This is a genomic window from Oscillatoria sp. FACHB-1406 (genome assembly GCF_014698145.1).
Lineage (GTDB): Bacteria > Cyanobacteriota > Cyanobacteriia > Cyanobacteriales > Spirulinaceae > FACHB-1406.
This window is the reverse complement of the sequence record NZ_JACJSM010000029.1, coordinates 37,121-51,634: the sequence shown is the minus strand read 5'-3', so window position 1 is coordinate 51,634 and position 14,514 is coordinate 37,121. Positions and strand designations below refer to the sequence as shown.

The 14,514-nt window shown below is 46.7% G+C and carries 18 protein-coding genes, 1 tRNA gene and 1 other annotated feature; of the genes, 5 read left to right on the top strand and 14 right to left on the bottom strand.

The window, feature by feature from the left end; genetic code table 11:
• Positions 1–81: 81 nt before the first annotated feature.
• Both H6G50_RS21450 and H6G50_RS21445 read left to right on the top strand, forming a co-directional pair.
• Positions 82–873: a Crp/Fnr family transcriptional regulator gene (locus tag H6G50_RS21450; RefSeq protein ID WP_190721169.1), complete on the top strand. Its 792-nt coding sequence runs from the start codon at positions 82–84 to the stop codon at positions 871–873.
• A gap of 170 nt (positions 874–1,043) precedes the next feature.
• On the top strand, positions 1,044–1,913 hold the full coding sequence (locus H6G50_RS21445) for a hypothetical protein (RefSeq protein WP_190721168.1): 870 nt from the start codon (positions 1,044–1,046) through the stop codon (positions 1,911–1,913).
• A 23-nt stretch (positions 1,914–1,936) separates the two neighbouring features.
• Here the strand turns inward: H6G50_RS21445 and H6G50_RS21440 are convergent, their stop codons facing one another.
• The 5 genes from H6G50_RS21440 to H6G50_RS21420 form a co-directional block, all read right to left on the bottom strand.
• Positions 1,937–2,908 (bottom strand): pentapeptide repeat-containing protein, encoded by a 972-nt coding sequence (locus H6G50_RS21440; protein ID WP_242032933.1) that lies wholly within the window; start codon positions 2,906–2,908, stop codon positions 1,937–1,939.
• Positions 2,909–3,014: 106 nt separating this feature from the next.
• Complete coding sequence (locus tag H6G50_RS21435) at positions 3,015–3,257, bottom strand: HNH endonuclease (RefSeq protein WP_190721165.1); 243 nt, start codon at positions 3,255–3,257, stop codon at positions 3,015–3,017.
• Positions 3,258–3,281: 24 nt separating this feature from the next.
• Positions 3,282–3,929 carry an L-threonylcarbamoyladenylate synthase gene (locus H6G50_RS21430; RefSeq protein WP_190721162.1) on the bottom strand — a complete coding sequence of 216 codons (648 nt, stop codon included), beginning with the start codon at positions 3,927–3,929 and terminating at the stop codon, positions 3,282–3,284.
• A 202-nt stretch (positions 3,930–4,131) separates the two neighbouring features.
• Positions 4,132–4,512: a KGK domain-containing protein gene (locus H6G50_RS21425; protein ID WP_190721159.1), complete on the bottom strand. Its 381-nt coding sequence runs from the start codon at positions 4,510–4,512 to the stop codon at positions 4,132–4,134.
• A gap of 139 nt (positions 4,513–4,651) precedes the next feature.
• Entirely contained in the window at positions 4,652–7,081 is a 2,430-nt protein-coding gene (locus H6G50_RS21420) for a dynamin-like GTPase family protein (RefSeq protein ID WP_190721156.1), read from the bottom strand.
• A gap of 595 nt (positions 7,082–7,676) precedes the next feature.
• Between H6G50_RS21420 and H6G50_RS21415 the strand changes: the two genes are divergently transcribed.
• A complete protein-coding gene (locus H6G50_RS21415) occupies positions 7,677–8,234 on the top strand; it encodes a DUF2267 domain-containing protein (protein WP_190721153.1) in 558 nt (185 codons plus the stop codon).
• A 222-nt stretch (positions 8,235–8,456) separates the two neighbouring features.
• Here the strand turns inward: H6G50_RS21415 and rplL are convergent, their stop codons facing one another.
• The 8 genes from rplL to rplS form a co-directional block, all read right to left on the bottom strand.
• Positions 8,457–8,855, bottom strand: coding sequence for a 50S ribosomal protein L7/L12 (gene rplL, locus H6G50_RS21410; RefSeq protein ID WP_190721150.1), 399 nt, complete (start codon positions 8,853–8,855; stop codon positions 8,457–8,459).
• A gap of 90 nt (positions 8,856–8,945) precedes the next feature.
• Positions 8,946–9,485, bottom strand: a complete 540-nt coding sequence (gene rplJ, locus H6G50_RS21405; RefSeq protein WP_190721147.1) for a 50S ribosomal protein L10 — start codon at positions 9,483–9,485, stop codon at positions 8,946–8,948.
• A 37-nt stretch (positions 9,486–9,522) separates the two neighbouring features.
• Positions 9,523–9,705 (bottom strand) — a sequence feature (ribosomal protein L10 leader region).
• 43 nt (positions 9,706–9,748) lie between these two features.
• Entirely contained in the window at positions 9,749–10,465 is a 717-nt protein-coding gene (gene rplA, locus H6G50_RS21400; protein WP_190721143.1) for a 50S ribosomal protein L1, read from the bottom strand.
• Positions 10,466–10,525: 60 nt separating this feature from the next.
• Entirely contained in the window at positions 10,526–10,951 is a 426-nt protein-coding gene (gene rplK / locus H6G50_RS21395) for a 50S ribosomal protein L11 (protein ID WP_190721140.1), read from the bottom strand.
• A gap of 2 nt (positions 10,952–10,953) precedes the next feature.
• The gene (nusG, locus tag H6G50_RS21390; protein ID WP_190721138.1) at positions 10,954–11,583 is read right to left on the bottom strand and encodes a transcription termination/antitermination protein NusG; all 630 of its coding nucleotides are present in this window, start codon (positions 11,581–11,583) and stop codon (positions 10,954–10,956) included.
• Positions 11,583–11,801 (bottom strand): preprotein translocase subunit SecE, encoded by a 219-nt coding sequence (gene secE, locus H6G50_RS21385; RefSeq protein WP_347239979.1) that lies wholly within the window; start codon positions 11,799–11,801, stop codon positions 11,583–11,585. The genes nusG and secE overlap by 1 nt, the downstream gene beginning before the upstream one ends.
• 224 nt (positions 11,802–12,025) lie before the next feature.
• Positions 12,026–12,098, bottom strand: a tRNA-Trp gene (locus tag H6G50_RS21380).
• 97 nt (positions 12,099–12,195) lie between these two features.
• Entirely contained in the window at positions 12,196–12,558 is a 363-nt protein-coding gene (rplS, locus tag H6G50_RS21375; RefSeq protein ID WP_190721133.1) for a 50S ribosomal protein L19, read from the bottom strand.
• Between the two features lie 187 nt (positions 12,559–12,745).
• On the opposite strand from rplS, the gene H6G50_RS21370 reads away from it, so the two are divergent.
• Positions 12,746–13,201: a ferredoxin gene (locus H6G50_RS21370; protein WP_190721130.1), complete on the top strand. Its 456-nt coding sequence runs from the start codon at positions 12,746–12,748 to the stop codon at positions 13,199–13,201.
• Between the two features lie 8 nt (positions 13,202–13,209).
• Positions 13,210–13,707 carry a hypothetical protein gene (locus H6G50_RS21365; RefSeq protein WP_190721127.1) on the top strand — a complete coding sequence of 166 codons (498 nt, stop codon included), beginning with the start codon at positions 13,210–13,212 and terminating at the stop codon, positions 13,705–13,707.
• Between the two features lies 1 nt (position 13,708).
• Here the strand turns inward: H6G50_RS21365 and H6G50_RS21360 are convergent, their stop codons facing one another.
• Positions 13,709–14,140: a hypothetical protein gene (locus H6G50_RS21360; RefSeq protein ID WP_190721124.1), complete on the bottom strand. Its 432-nt coding sequence runs from the start codon at positions 14,138–14,140 to the stop codon at positions 13,709–13,711.
• Positions 14,141–14,514: the final 374 nt, after the last annotated feature.

The following is a 14,514-nucleotide window of genomic DNA, read 5'->3' as shown; positions in this document are numbered from 1 at the left end:
TTGTATTTAATCTCCAAGCGGGTCTGGGAGGGGATGGCTCTGTGTCATCATGGAGGGGGAGCGATCGCGTTACTATCGAGCATGGCAAAAACTGCAAAGAAGCCAAAAACCAACCTCATCCAACAACTGACTGAAAGCAATTACCTGTTTCGAGGATTCGACGAAGCGCAACTGGCGCAATACTTACCCCCCGATTCTCTCAAAGTCGAGAAGCTATTTTCTAACCGTCCGATTTATACGGCTTTTCTCCCCGATGAATTTCTGGATGTTCTCTACGTTATCCTGAACGAGGGATTAGTGATCGCGCGGAGTACGCCCCTCGATCGCATCATCGCCATTCATTATCCCGGTAGTTGCTTTGGGATGAATAGCCTCCCCTTCGGTTACGGGCTAACCAATCGCGCTTTTCCCAGTTTAGTGGAAGCTTATAAAACCACCCACGCGATCGAAATTCCCCTAGCGGCCGTGCGAGAAATGTACGAAAATAGCGAACAATTCCGCGATCGCTATACCTTACTCTCGGAATTGCAAGTTAAGTTTCAGTATCACCTACTCAATTGCAGCAGTTACCCTCCCCAAGCAGTCGCCTCGCTGCTGAGGGCGTTAATTTATCAAGAACGCGAGTTAGGCAATCAGCCCAACACTGACGGCGTTTATACCTTCGATCTTCCCATTGATGCGATCGCGCGCGCCTGCCAACTCAACCAACGCACCGTCGAGCAAGTCCTCAAAGGAATGCAACAAATCGGACTGCTCGAAGCAGCAAAAGGCAATGAAACATCCAGCGATTCGGTACGCGCGATCGATCCCGAAGGCCTAAAAGAAGTATACGGTAAAACGCGCGATAAAGTTTCCTGGTGGCCTCTGCGCTAAGCCAATCACCCCATCCCCCCTTAGTAATTCGTAGTTAGTAATTCGTAATTCGTAATTCAGCCCTCAACCTTTACCATTTACCACTCAGCACTTACCATTCATAATTCATAATTCACACACTCCCCCCTCTTCCTTGCTAAAATCGTACTGCTTTCTCGAGGTTCAACCCCATGTCAGTCACGATGCGTCATCAACTCGACATTCCCGAAGTTTTTCAAGTCTATCAAAACCACAAAAATTTTGAAATCATTGAGGGCAATTCTAGTAAAAGTAGAGACTGTTATATTTTCTTTTCCAGCCACGGAATTTACTTTCCTAATACGCCGGAAGAATTCAAACTTAAAGTGATAGAAGGCAATCGCTTTGAATGGAAACGCAATATCCCCAAAAGCTACGCTAAAGTCATTTTCCTGCGAGATGTTTTCAAGCAGTGGTATCTTGAAGGAATCAATGGCGAAATTAACTCTATCGAAAAATTAGCCGAGTTCCTCAAGCAAGAATCTCAAGGCTTAGATATAATTTGCATCGGGAGTTCGGCAGGAGGCTATGCTGCTACCTTATTCGGCGCGCTGTTAAATGCAAAAAAAGTTTTTAACTTTTCGGGGCAATTCTCCCTTATTCCCTATTTAGAAACAGAAAGAGATTTGCATCCCCTCCTAGTTAAACATGAATTCAATCCGGCGGTTAACCAATACTTCAATATTTCTAAGTTTATTCAAAACAGTTCAACCCCTATCTTGTACTTGTATCCCGGAAAATGCGAACAAGATATTCCTCAAGCTCGAGTCGCTACATCCTTGAACAATGTTTATGACTTCAAGTTTAACGATGGCAGTCATGGCTGTACGGTTTTACCCATTTCATTAATGGACTTATTCGAGCGTTCCTTAGACAGTTTGGTTAAGTTGCAGCGCGCAACCCAGGGAAAATTTATCAATACTTGGCTTTTTTCCCTGCGCGTTTCCGGTTTTCCCAAAACCTATAACTACTTCCTTAGCAAAATCTACAAAATCTTCAACAAAAAAATTTTCAAAAAGTGACAAATGTTAAAAAGGTAAATTGCTTAAGGAGCCGAAGGAGAGGTATCCTTATTATTTATATCAAGATTCTCTTCATTGAGCGTAGGATCTATAAAAATCTCTTCGTTCGGAATGGGAGCTTGAACCTCCTCCTCGGGACATTCTTCAATCTGTCCGTCGGGTAAAGTTGCTCCGCAAAAATCTGCCCCCATCTCAAAAATATTATCGAGAATTGCATCTTTAAGATTTGCGCCGCGAAGATTGGCTCGCTCCAAATTCGCATTTTTTAGATTAGCACCGCTGAGATCTGCATTTTCTAAGTTAGCTTTTGCTAACTCCGCGCGTTCTAAATTCGCACCGCTCAATCGACTTTCCGAAAGATTAGCTTCAGCGAGACTTACCGCTCTCATATCTGCTTTTTGAAGGTTGGCTGAAATGAGAATAGAATTTCTTAGCTTAACGCCTCGTAAATCCGCAGCACTTAAATCCGCATGAATCAAATTCGCTCCCACCATAAAGGCATTTTGTAAATCTGCACCGATTAAATTCGCGCCTTGAAGATTTGCCCCCCCCAAATAAATGTTCTTCATTTGAGCGCCACTAAAATCGGCATTTTCCATTTGTCCGTTCTCGAGGCTAATCATAAAAAGTTCGGCATTCTTAAAAATCGTGCCGTTGAGAACTGCCCCTTGAAGCACTGTACTTCTAATCGTCGCCCCCGTTAAATTCGCCCCAGTTAGATTGGCATCTTTGAGCGTCGAACCGAAAATTTGAGCGCGACTCAAATCCGCCATTGCTAGATTAGCGCCTTCTAAGTTGGCTTGGCGCAACTCCCGCCCACTCCAGTTCACCCCTTGCCAATTTCTGTTACCCCAGCGTCCGCCATTTTCGTCGCAGTTCGAGCAACCTCCGGGCTGTAAGAATGAGTCTGGGGTTGGAAAATATTGTGCTGTCGCTACTGTCGTTACACTGGAGAGGATTACCAAGCTTCCGATTAAAGACTGTCGTAATTTCATCACAACTCCGATTGTTAACGAACATTTAAGGGCTTGTACGATTCTAACTAAAAATGGCAAAGTTTGAGAGGACGCGATGAAATTGAATCGCTCCCCGCCCGCACAATTAACGAAAGCGCCCGCGAAAGCGAGAATCAAAATGATGCTGTTTGCGTTGATTGCAGGACAAACAGAGGGTTTGTAGATTGCTAATATCGTTAGAACCGCCCGTCGCAAGGGGGATAATATGGTCGATAGTGAGTTGGGTTTCAAGGTGCGTTTTTCCGCAACTTTGGCAATGAAAGTTGTCGCGTTGAAAAACGTATTTTCGAACGGATTTAGGGATAGAAATTCGGGGCGTTTTTGGCATAATTTAATCGTCCTGCAACAATCGCTACTTCATTAAATGGGAAGGAAGAATAATTTCGGGCAGTAAAGGTCGGAGATCGTCTACAGAGATCGGTCCAAAGTTCATAATAGTCGGAGATTCTAGGGTGAAGTCGATGAGCGTTCCGCGTCGCCCGTAATGGCTGCGTTCTCCCCGAACAATTAAGGAGACGCGATCGCTAAAATAACGCATTGCTGCATCGAAGTGAGTAATCGGTTCGGTACCAACTCTCGCACCAGCACAGACGAGGGGAAATGGAATTGCACCAATTAAATCGTAGATGAAGCGATCGGGACAAGCGATGAAAATTGTCGAAAAACCTTGAGTGATTTCTGGGTTTAACTGAGGATTCGCTTCGACAATCATAGTGACGGGACAGGGAAAGTGAGAAATCATCCGTTCTGCTGACGCATTGAGGACGGCAACTTCTCGCACGCGATCGCCCCTTGTTAAAATTGTTAAGGGTTGTTCTTGACCTAACTGCTTCAATGCACGTAAAGCTGCGATCGCTTTAGGTCTTCCCCCATGTACGACTAAACCATAAAGCGTATCCATCGGTAACAAGATAATGCGATCTTGCTCTAAATGCTCAATGAGAGTCGGGACGATATCCAGACTCGCTTTTACAACTTGTGCTTCTGTTTTGAGAGACATAGGAGTAAAGTTTTGAACTTATTTTTTTTGCTAACCGTATCACTATATACAAAAAAATAGACGGTTTTATGAATGTTCGTTAAAACTCATACCCCCTAAAAGAGATTCCGAACAGTCCTCGTCGTAGAAGTCAGAAATTTCTCTCTTTAGGGGGTTGTGCCGATTTGCTAGGCTCAAATAAAGAATACTTTTTCGGTATCGTTCAATCCTCTTGTTTTGCAAGTTGCGCTTGACGAATATCGTCGAGGGGCGACTCGGATTCAACTTTTTCCGGTTCGTCGGGAATGAATTCAACGACGAGTTTCATGCGGATTTTGCCTTTTTGCCAGCGAGGGTCTTTTAATTTGAGGATTTCTACATCTACGCCTCTTTCGCTCATGAATCTGTGCTCGTAAGTACAGGACTCATTAAAGCGAATATCTAAATTAAGTTTATTGTCTGCAAAACTTGTTTTCAATAATTCATTAAATTGATTAGTTGCAGTATCAAGAATATTTATAAACTTTCCTAGCTTGACAAGACTATCTTTAAAGGCAATGATGTCTTCATCCTTAAACCCTGGGATATCAATAGAATTCCACATTATTTTTTACCTCAGTTCGCAGTTTATTCAAGGGATAGGGTAGGGACGTTATATATAACGTCCCTACCGTTAAAACAACTTAGCCAGCGATTAAATTAATTTTCCGATTCAACATTTAAGTCTACCAAAATAGACTTAATTAGGCGCGCTTTAAGATTCCACTGTTGGCAACTTGCGAGCCGGATAATTGAAAGCCATCAATATCGGGTAACTTCTTGTCGAATAGAGTCAACTCATCAAGATATTGGTTAATCGTAGAAATCGCCCAACCGTAAGCCTCAATATTTTCCTCAACTTCCTGTTGCCGTTCTTGATTGCGATAGAGCTTCTCTAATGCTTCCCGTTCCAAGGTTTTTTCGAGATGCGATCGCGCCGCGCCGTATTGCTTGCAAATGTCCCCTTTTTGCTGTTCCGCCATCGGTAACAAATTGGTTTTCAAGGTTTGGTTAATCGTTTGCCGGAAGGTACTGCGAATCGTGAGTGAAACTTTCGGCTCGAAATCTAACTTCAACAATTGACGAATCGCTGGTTCCGCTTCTACCATACTTTCTGCGTCGTAGCCTTGCGAGGTTTGCTGCAACGTTTGCCGGAATTGGTAAATCGAAAAAGTGCCTTCATCGTAAAAACGAGGACTTTCGCGTACATAGCGATCGCACTCTACTTTTGCCGCTCCCGTTAGCCCCGAAATTAACCCTTTCTCCAGTTCTCGTACCTTGAATTCTATCCCGCCATCGTTACCGAGCAAACGATAAATCGAACGATAAGTTTCGGTTTTTCGCAAGCGTTGCAGGAGGCGGGTGCAGAAATTCCGTGCAATGGTTTCTGAATACTCCACTAACACCAATTCTAAGTCATTCGCCAAGGAATATAAGGCTTCGACTAATACCGCAATTAACGGCGCAGTAGAGTTGCGCGGATGACTACTAACCGCGCAGCGATAAGCCTTCATTACTGAAAAAGTTTGCAGCAATTCATCGAGGCGAGTCACCATTTTTGCTTTCAAAGCTTGGAAGTCTTCTTCAAACGCAGGATCGGCGTTAGTAATCACTTGATTGACTTCGGTTTCTAGCAATTGTTGCAGTTCGCTCGCCGCCTCTTGGAGTTGTTGGTTTAAACGCTCTAATTCCCGCGCTTTCATCGCTTCGATTTCCTGGGGCTGACTGTCTAAATCGCGGCGAATTTCTAAGTAGCGATTCTTTAATTCCGTACAAATTGGGGCGAGATCGTCGGCGAGGGCGGCAATGAGTTGGGGGTGCTTTTCTTCGGTGAGATAGCGCGTAATTCCGGCTCGAAATTCTTCTATACCGCTATCTTCAATTAGGCGGTCGATTAAGGAGTTTCCCCATTCCCCGAGAATGCGCGTATAATTTTCATTAGGCGTATCGTAACCATTAACAGAAACTTTAAATTGCGTCCGAGTGAGTTTGCCAGAATTGGCACAATAATTGTTAAACTCGCTGACGAACTGGGGCGTTTCTTCTTCCTCGCTGAAACCCTTGACATTTTCGGCGAAAAGTGTATCTAGCCCAAAGCGATCGCGTGCCGTCGTTCCTTTAACCTGGCTGCCATAGAAACCGAGCAAACCGCTGGTTTTATACAAGCGTGTTATATCCTGAAATTGCTCTTGAATGAGGTTTTCGAGACGCTTGCGAAGTTCGGTATTGTACCAAGTTTCATCGATGCGGTTGAAGACGTAAAAAACGCGATCGCGAACTCCCGGATTAGAACGCATCTTTTCGAGCAATTCCGTCTCTTCCTTCGTCATTTCGCCCGCCGCCGCCGGTTTCAGCACGGCAATCACTGCCGAAGTTTCCGAGTCTTCAATCTTACGATACGTTAACTCCGAATCCTTTTTCACCGGCGCGTCAATCCCCGGCAAATCGACTAAAATATTGCCATCGTTGAGCAAGGGATGACAGCAGAAATAATTGAGGCGCTTGAGGACTGCGCTATTACTTCCCCGCCGCGCGTAACTCGCTGCTTCTGATAAGTTGGAAAAATGCAACTGTTCCATCGAATAAATCGCATTATCCTTCGCATGAATGCGATCGCGATTAGCGGTAAACCCTTCAATCAGGAGTTGTAAGCCTTTGGCTTGCTTGGCGCGATCGGATTTACTTTCTCCGCCTTCTGTTTGAATAATCGCGGCACTGGCTTTTTGTAAGAGTTCGAGGACTTCAGCACGAGCAAAATCCCCCTCAATATTTAACCCCAATCGCTCGCACAAAACCTTGACTTGCTCGCCAATTTCTGCTTCGCTGGAAAAGGTTAAAACAACTCGTTCTTGTCCCGCTTCAGCATATTCAATGTAGCATTCCGTTCCCGTCGCGTGACCTTCGGCGCTGTAAAGGAGTTCGCGTCCGAGGAGGGCATTAATCAGCATTGATTTGCCCGCACTAAATGCCCCAGCAAAAACGATTTCAAACCGAGGCGAAAGTGCTTTTTTCAACGAAGCTTCGACAGCGATGGGGCTGTGTTTTGCTTTCAGTTTGGGTTCTTTCTCCCAGAGTCGTAGGATGCTTTGAACGGGTTCTTGTAGGGTAGTGCGCTTAGAGGTGTCGAATTTCATGAGTTTCAGTGCAGGACAGTTAAATGAGTGTCACCATACTTAAGCTACCCAAGCCCTCTCCTAAATTTCGTAAATTAGAGTATAAAATTTTTCATCTCGTTTTCTAGCGACGCACCAGCTATTTGTTCTGAGAAAGCAGTTTCAGCGATACTCCATCAAAAAAAACTCAACAAATTTACTGAGATAAGCTGTAGCGTATAGAGATGGAGCGATCGCAATAGAAACAGGAGTCGCTCGGCGCAGCGCGGGCAGCCTGAAATGCGTACTGTCAGATCGCGCGTACTGTCTGACTAGGAGCAAGAAGTTGCCAATTTAATACCAATTAAAAATCAAAAATTAAAAATGAAGAAACCTAGATATATTCTGGGTTTCAGCCTCAAGATGTGTCGTCCGAACTCGGAGAATTGGGATAAAAATATAATACCGCGCGATAAGGTCTAATTTGTTAGCAGAAAAGATTTAGCACAACTGGAGTGAAAAAGATAGAACCGGGTGACAGAAGTTTGCTCGGATTGCCTTCGCTACATTCTAAAGAGAGCAATAAAACACCCAATTTTTTCTAGCTCGGTTTAGAAAAGACAACCCTTAATAGTTTATGGAAGACCAAACCTTAAAGCCCAACTCCCCCCAAAATGATACGACTGAAGTCGCGGATTCAAGAGCAGAACTAGCTGATGCAAATCGCTCTTTTTTAGAATACGTTATGGTGGAAGGTGGCTTTGCCGATCCTTACGATGCTAGAGACTTCACAGAAGTCGTGTTTCGCGTTATGCGCGACGTAATGACAACGGAAGCAGCGGATCGCGTCGCTGACGAACTGCATGAAGAAGCGATGCCAACTAAAGAAAAAGCCCTGCAAATGGAAGTGACCGATTTGTGGAAAGATACTAATCCATTAGTCGGCTTTTTAAGTCGCGTTCGTCCCCCTTGGAAAGGTCCTGGAATTTTTGAGATCGATTCCGATCGCTTCCTCTTCCGCGTAGCCAATGAAAGCGGTTTCCAAAGAGATAATGAAGATAAAGATGCGGCGCGCAAGCAAGCGGTAAAAGCCGTCTTCACGGCGACTAAAAGAGAACTTTCCCCAGAACGCATTCAGGAAATTGAAAGCTGGATGCCGGAAGGTGATGTTCGCACTCTGTGGGCGCAAGCCTAAAAATATAGCGTTACACAGAGCGATTAGAACATTTTGTAGTAGGGTGGGCAGCGCCCACCAGCCAAGACTTTGGTGCGTTTAGGAACGTATCTTCACGGTTCAAGTAGCGCTATATCGCCTGAAATTAGTAACACAACATTTAATTCTTGTCAACACAAAAACCCGGCTCCTTTCTTTTAGGAAGGGAAGCCGGGTTTTCTTGTTTCAATCAGTCAGCTAAGACTACTTCACGCTGACTTTACCGCCAGCTTCTTCAAGCTGCTTCTTGATATTTTCTGCTTCTTCTTTGGGAGCAGCTTCTTTGACGGGCTTGGGAGCAGCTTCCACCAATTCTTTGGCTTCTTTGAGGCCTAAACCGGTGATAGCGCGCACGACTTTGAGGATGGCAATCTTCTTGTCGGCGGGAACTTCTTCGAGAACGACATCAAATTCGGTTTTCTCTTCAACCGGCTCGCCGCCGCCAGCAGCACCACCAGCACCCGGAGCCATCATCATCATACCGCCAGCAGGAGCAGCAGCGCTCACGCCGAAAGCTTCTTCAATGCCCTTAACCAATTCTGAGGCTTCGAGCAGAGTCAGGGATTTTAACTTTTCCAAAATTTCATCGGTAACAGCAGACATTTGGTTTTCTCCTTAAAAAAATAAAGTGTTTGCAAGTTGGTACGGTGGAATTCAAGCACTCGTTAAAATTTCAACAATTTTGAATTCCAACTAAGCTGCGTCGTCGGCTTTGTCTTTATCCGCAACGGCTTGCAGCGCGCGCGCCAAAGAAGACGGCACTTCGTTGATAGCCACAGCCAATTTGGTCGCGACTGCGTTGATACCGCCAGCAATTTGAGCGTAGAGTTGCTCTTTGGACGGCAAATCGCCGATCGCTTCTACGTCCGCTTGCGACAGGGCGCGCCCTTCCATAACACCGCCGCGTAATTGGGTTTTTTTGGTGTCTTTTTGGAAGGCTTTGTAGGCTTTAATCGCCGCGCTTGCGTCTTCTTGAACGAAGAGTACCGCTGTGGATTCTTTGAGGAATTCCTGCATCGGCTGCCACCGTTCTTCTTCGCCAATCGCAATCCGCATCAGCGTATTTTTGGCGACTTTGCATTGCGTCCCGACAGGGCGCAAGCGATTGCGTAAGTCGCTGATTTCGGCGACCGACAGACCTTTATAGTCGATAATCAGGGCGACTTGGGCTTCGTCTAAGCATTCTTTTAACTCTGCGACTACGCCCTCTTTACTCTCCCGCGTTCTTCCCATTGTCCCGTTCACCTCCTTGTGGGCGTGGGCAGTTCTTACCCGTATTCAAAAAACCCCGGCTGTTGATTGCCGGGGTTTCATTCATTCAGAGTTCTCGAGATTGGACGAGCGAGCTTTTCCGGCAAGCGTTCCAAATTCCGAACTCTAAAATCTGTTCGACCTCGGCAGGATATTTAAGCTTGATGGCCCCTGCTATCTCGGGCGTGCTGTTTAGAGCGATTGATTCAGTTGTAGGGACTTTTTTAAATCGATGGTTCTAAACCTCACGCTGCATCAGTAGCTTTTAAGTCGCGCAGTGCTGTAATATCGACTTCGATCGCAGGTCCCATTGAAGAAGTCACGTACATCGTGCGCCAGTAGCGACCTTTTGCACCGGAAGGACGGTTGCGATCGACGGTTTCCTGAAGGGCTTTCAGATTCGCGAGCAAGTCTTCGGCTGAAAAGGAGGCCTTACCAAACATAACATGAACGATGCCGGTACGATCGGCCCGGAATTCTATTTTACCGGCTTTGAATTCCGCGATCGCGCCTGCTAAATCCATTGTCACCGTTCCCGACTTCGGCGAGGGCATCAACCCGCGAGGGCCGAGTTGTCGTCCGAGCTTTGCCACCTGCGGCATCATATCGGGCGTGGCGATGAGTTTATCGAAATCCATCATTCCTTTTTGGATTTCGTCGATGAGTTCTTCCGAACCAGCGATATCGGCTCCAGCGTTGCTCGCTTCGGTCACTTTTTCACCGCGCGCGATAACAGCAACGCGAACTTTCTGCCCGGTTCCTTTGGGATACGTCACCGTCGTCCGCAACTGCTGGTCGGTATACTTAGGATCGATCCCCAAGCGGATGTGAACTTCTGCGGTTTCGTCAAACTTAGCGGTTGCTGTCTCTTTCAACAGGTTCAGCGCTTCTGTGGGTTCGTAAGCGCGTTCTTCAACCTTTGCTTGCGCCTCTCTCAGGCGGCGCGACACTTTTTTAACCATGTAATTGTTCTCTCCTTGGGTGCGAGCGAAGTTTCAACTTCTCCCCAGACTAATGTTGAATTATTCTTTAACTTCTACGCCCATGTTGCGAGCGGTTCCTGCCACGATTTTCATTGCCGCGTCAATGTCATTAGCATTGAGGTCGGGCATTTTCGTTTTGGCAATTTCTTCGAGTTGGGCGCGGGTAATCGAGCCAACTTTTTGACGGTTGGGCGTACTCGAACCGCGTTCGATTCCGGCTGCTTGACGGATTAACACCGAAGCAGGCGGGGTTTTGAGAACGAAGCTAAAGCTGCGGTCTTCATACACCGAAATTTCTACCGGGATAATCGTTCCGGCTTTGTCGGCGGTTTTGGCGTTGTATTCTTTACAGAACGCCATGATGTTCACCCCGTGCTGACCCAAGGCGGGACCGACCGGAGGGGCGGGGTTAGCTTTACCGGCTGGCAAGGCTAATTTAATTACTGTGACGACTTTTTTTGCCATTACTAGCTTTGTTTTTGTACCTGATTGAATTCCAATTCTACGGGCGTATCGCGTCCGAAGATGGAGAGTAGGGCTTTCAGTTTGCTCCGTTCGGGGCTAACTTCGATGACTTCGCCTTCAAAGTCTTTAAACGGTCCGGAAAGCACCAAAATTTTATCGCCCACTGCCATGTCGATTTTGACAACGGGTTCTTGTTCTTGCGCGTGTTTAAAGATGCGCTCGACTTCTGTCGGACTGAGGGGTACGGGTCGAACGTGACCTCGCCCCCGTCCATAAGGACGTTTTTGTTCGGCACCAACGAAGTTAATCACGTTGGGCGTGTTTTTGACGGCTTGCCATGCGTCATCGTCCAACAACATTTGTACGAGAACGTAGCCGGGAAAGACTTTTTCTTCACCGTGGAGGCGAGCGCCGTCTTTGCGAACTTTGACGGTGGGTGTTTGCGGAATTTGCACTTGGAGAATGCGGTCCGCTACATCCAGAGTGCGAATGCGCTGTTCGAGGTTGGCCTTAACTCGCTTTTCGCAACCCGAGGCCACTTGAACGGCGTACCAACGGGCTTGCTTGGCTAAGGCTTTGCCCTCCTGTTCTGGGTCTTTGTATTCTTCGAGTTCGTCAGAGGTATAACTCATCAAAATACCGCTTTTGCTAACCAACTAAACAAGTTATCGACAAGGTAAATGGTGGTTGCAACTAATGTCACCATTAAAATTACAGCGGCTGATTCGCCAATCCATTGTTGCTGGGAAGGCCAGATGACTTTGGAGAGTTCCTCTCGAGTGTCTCCAAAAAACTCGGTCGGACTAAAGCCGCTTTGCGTTTCCGGGGTTTCGGGAACGCTTTTTTGAATGGTCGGTTTGCTGTCAGTCACCTTTTCTTTTGATACCTCTTTTTTCGCCACAGTCTCTACTCCCCTCTTTACTTGGTTGTTCTAGATAGCGAGTGGTTTCCTCCCCGCGAGCGAGGGATGGCTCTTTCCCTTTAGTCTAGCCGATCGCTCCTCCTTTCGGAAATCGCGATCTAGAGCTAGACTTTGCCCTACGGCTCGGGTTGCTCTTTATGAGAGTGTACCAACGCGCCCTGGAGGACTTGAACCCCCGACATCAGGTTTTGGAGACCTGCGTTCTACCAACTGAACTAAGAGCGCACTTTGGAGGATTTTCAAACTTGGGTTCGATCTTCCACTCGATCTAGTTTAGCGCATGAGGGGGCTTTTTAAGCACGCCGATTGGCAAATTCGGGTTTTAGAGGGAGCGATCGAAGCGTTGCTTAATCCGGGTGGCTTTACCGACGCGATCGCGTAAATAGTACAGCTTAGCCCGACGCACTCGACCTCGACGCACGACTTTAATATTCGCAATCCGGGGGGAATGGAGCAGAAAAACCCGCTCGACTCCAACACCTTGGAAGATTCGACGCACGGTAATCGTTTCATTGATTCCGCCATTGCGCATGGCAATCACAGTGCCTTCGTAAGGCTGAATCCGCTCTTTGCCACCTTCCAGAATCCTTACGCCGACGCGGATCGTGTCGCCGACGAAGATTTCCGGCCGGTCATCTTTAATAAATTCCGCTTCTATGGAACGGATAACTTCTGCCGCGTTCATGACTTTAGGAAAAACTCACAGTCTTTAATTATATCTTAATCGCTTGGGTTATGTCCAGTGTTTTTTTGGGGTAGGACGAGAGCGAAGGCAGATGTAGAATCCGAGCAGACATTTGCTATGGTGTTGTTAGCGGCTGTCTTTGTATCAAGCAAGGGGAGTTGTCAAGATTCCTCCGGTAACAAGACTTATGGTGCAGATCGACGATGATGCCAATCAAACCCAGCTACCTCCCATTAAAGAGGTTTTAAGCCAGAGTGTGGAACAATTGGGGATCGAGCGCATCGAACGACATATTTTTATTTGTGCGGATCAAACAAAACCTCTGTGTTGCTCGAAAGAAGTCAGCTTGCAAGCGTGGAATTATCTGAAACGGCGCTTGAGCGAATTAGGACTGGACTCGCCCAAAAAACTCGATTCGCCTTACGTCTTTCGCACCAAGGCGAATTGCTTGCGGGTTTGCGCCGCCGGTCCGATCCTACTGGTCTATCCAGATGGTGTTTGGTATAGAAATGCTACACCCGATGCGATCGAACGGATTATTCAGGAACATTTGATTGGGAACCGAGTGGTTGAGGAATATCTTTTTTGCACTCACCCGCTTTCTCCCAGCGCTCAAGCTCCAAACATAAACTCTACACCCTAACCTCAGAAATGCTAACCCATCATCGCAGGCCGGTTTGTTTGTCGTTGATTTCTCTCGATCTGCCGATTTGGTTTACGGTAGAGACGGCTGCAACGTTATATCAAAAAGATCGCGATCGCTTTCACTTGCTTCTAAACCAAGCACCGTTTCCCGTTTCTACCTTGGAAATTCCTTCGGAATCGCCCCAATCCGAGCCTTCCGCTTTGGAGACGAATAAGGGACTGCTATGGCTGGAACTTTCTCCTTATCGCGCCATTATGACGATGCAAGGCAATGGCAAGTTAGGCTATCGTCACTTTTGGGAACAGGGAGTTTATGGGATAACTCGCTATTGGCTGTATGAAGATATGAATAACGCGCGAGGTGCATTTCGCTTGCGGAATTTTACGCGCAGTTTGATTCTTGAAGGTAGTCCTTTGCCTCATAGTTTGCGTATCGAGTACGAACTGTGGGCAGACCAGTTGCAGTTAGGATGTTATGTTTTAAGTTTAGAAATTCATCATTAGTTTAATCTTCTGTTTCTTCATCTTCATCGAGAAGATCGAGTAAAGATTCGTACTGCTGAAAATTGTTAAGCGGTTCGAGTTCGGGTTCGGTCAGTTCCGGCGCTAAAAGAGTAGTTTCGCGTTCGTCTAATTGTTGCCGATTCCGAGCTTCTATAGCAGAAATCTTGGCTTTCAACGCTAATTCTTGCGCTTGCAATCTTAAATTGCAATCGGCTTGCAAGGTTTGGGAAAGCGATCGCAAGCGCAATTCGCGATCGCCCTCTAAAACTTCCCGCTGTTGTCGCAGCGCCAATTGTTTCTCTCGTTCGGCTTCAGCAAGCTGCTTGCGAGATAACCCAAACGCGATCGCAACCCCTGCCAAAACTCCCAGCATCAATCCTAAAATAAACGCGCCCATCCTCCCCCTCCGAGCGGTGCGATCGGATTCTACCATCGTCAGCGCGATCGCATTGCCGAAACTCGGGTTTTCGATTAAAATAGCGATCGCGCGCCCGCGAGTCAGCTTTTAGAATTAACCTTGCAATCCGGACGGTGCGATCGCCGCCCTTGCGTTCAGTTCAGCCATGCTTCACTAGCCGTCTCTTGACTGTACGGGCTTCGGGCTACCCCAGTATTCCAGTTTGACTTCCTCGAAGTGAATGAACCGGGGTAGCCCGAGCCCGCTTGAGTTAAGCCGTCTAGTCCTCAGAGGTTTACGAAGGGAAAGCTAAACTCAGCTAAGGCGCGCTTTTAAAATAATGAATAATGAATGATAAATAATAAATAATGAAATTATATCGCCTTTTTATTGTGGTAAAAGGACATTGG

What these genes read in the sequence shown, in the direction of transcription:
- H6G50_RS21450 (WP_190721169.1), top strand. Translation starts at nt 82, where the DNA reads ATGGCAAAAACTGCAAAGAAGCCAAAAACCAACCTCATCCAACAACTG.
- H6G50_RS21445 (WP_190721168.1), top strand. Translation starts at nt 1,044, where the DNA reads ATGTCAGTCACGATGCGTCATCAACTCGACATTCCCGAAGTTTTTCAA.
- H6G50_RS21440 (WP_242032933.1), bottom strand. Translation starts at nt 2,908, where the DNA reads ATGAAATTACGACAGTCTTTAATCGGAAGCTTGGTAATCCTCTCCAGT.
- H6G50_RS21435 (WP_190721165.1), bottom strand. Translation starts at nt 3,257, where the DNA reads ATGCCAAAAACGCCCCGAATTTCTATCCCTAAATCCGTTCGAAAATAC.
- H6G50_RS21430 (WP_190721162.1), bottom strand. Translation starts at nt 3,929, where the DNA reads ATGTCTCTCAAAACAGAAGCACAAGTTGTAAAAGCGAGTCTGGATATC.
- H6G50_RS21425 (WP_190721159.1), bottom strand. Translation starts at nt 4,512, where the DNA reads ATGTGGAATTCTATTGATATCCCAGGGTTTAAGGATGAAGACATCATT.
- H6G50_RS21420 (WP_190721156.1), bottom strand. Translation starts at nt 7,081, where the DNA reads ATGAAATTCGACACCTCTAAGCGCACTACCCTACAAGAACCCGTTCAA.
- H6G50_RS21415 (WP_190721153.1), top strand. Translation starts at nt 7,677, where the DNA reads ATGGAAGACCAAACCTTAAAGCCCAACTCCCCCCAAAATGATACGACT.
- rplL (WP_190721150.1), bottom strand. Translation starts at nt 8,855, where the DNA reads ATGTCTGCTGTTACCGATGAAATTTTGGAAAAGTTAAAATCCCTGACT.
- rplJ (WP_190721147.1), bottom strand. Translation starts at nt 9,485, where the DNA reads ATGGGAAGAACGCGGGAGAGTAAAGAGGGCGTAGTCGCAGAGTTAAAA.
- rplA (WP_190721143.1), bottom strand. Translation starts at nt 10,465, where the DNA reads ATGGTTAAAAAAGTGTCGCGCCGCCTGAGAGAGGCGCAAGCAAAGGTT.
- rplK (WP_190721140.1), bottom strand. Translation starts at nt 10,951, where the DNA reads ATGGCAAAAAAAGTCGTCACAGTAATTAAATTAGCCTTGCCAGCCGGT.
- nusG (WP_190721138.1), bottom strand. Translation starts at nt 11,583, where the DNA reads ATGAGTTATACCTCTGACGAACTCGAAGAATACAAAGACCCAGAACAG.
- rplS (WP_190721133.1), bottom strand. Translation starts at nt 12,558, where the DNA reads ATGAACGCGGCAGAAGTTATCCGTTCCATAGAAGCGGAATTTATTAAA.
- H6G50_RS21370 (WP_190721130.1), top strand. Translation starts at nt 12,746, where the DNA reads ATGGTGCAGATCGACGATGATGCCAATCAAACCCAGCTACCTCCCATT.
- H6G50_RS21365 (WP_190721127.1), top strand. Translation starts at nt 13,210, where the DNA reads ATGCTAACCCATCATCGCAGGCCGGTTTGTTTGTCGTTGATTTCTCTC.
- H6G50_RS21360 (WP_190721124.1), bottom strand. Translation starts at nt 14,140, where the DNA reads ATGGTAGAATCCGATCGCACCGCTCGGAGGGGGAGGATGGGCGCGTTT.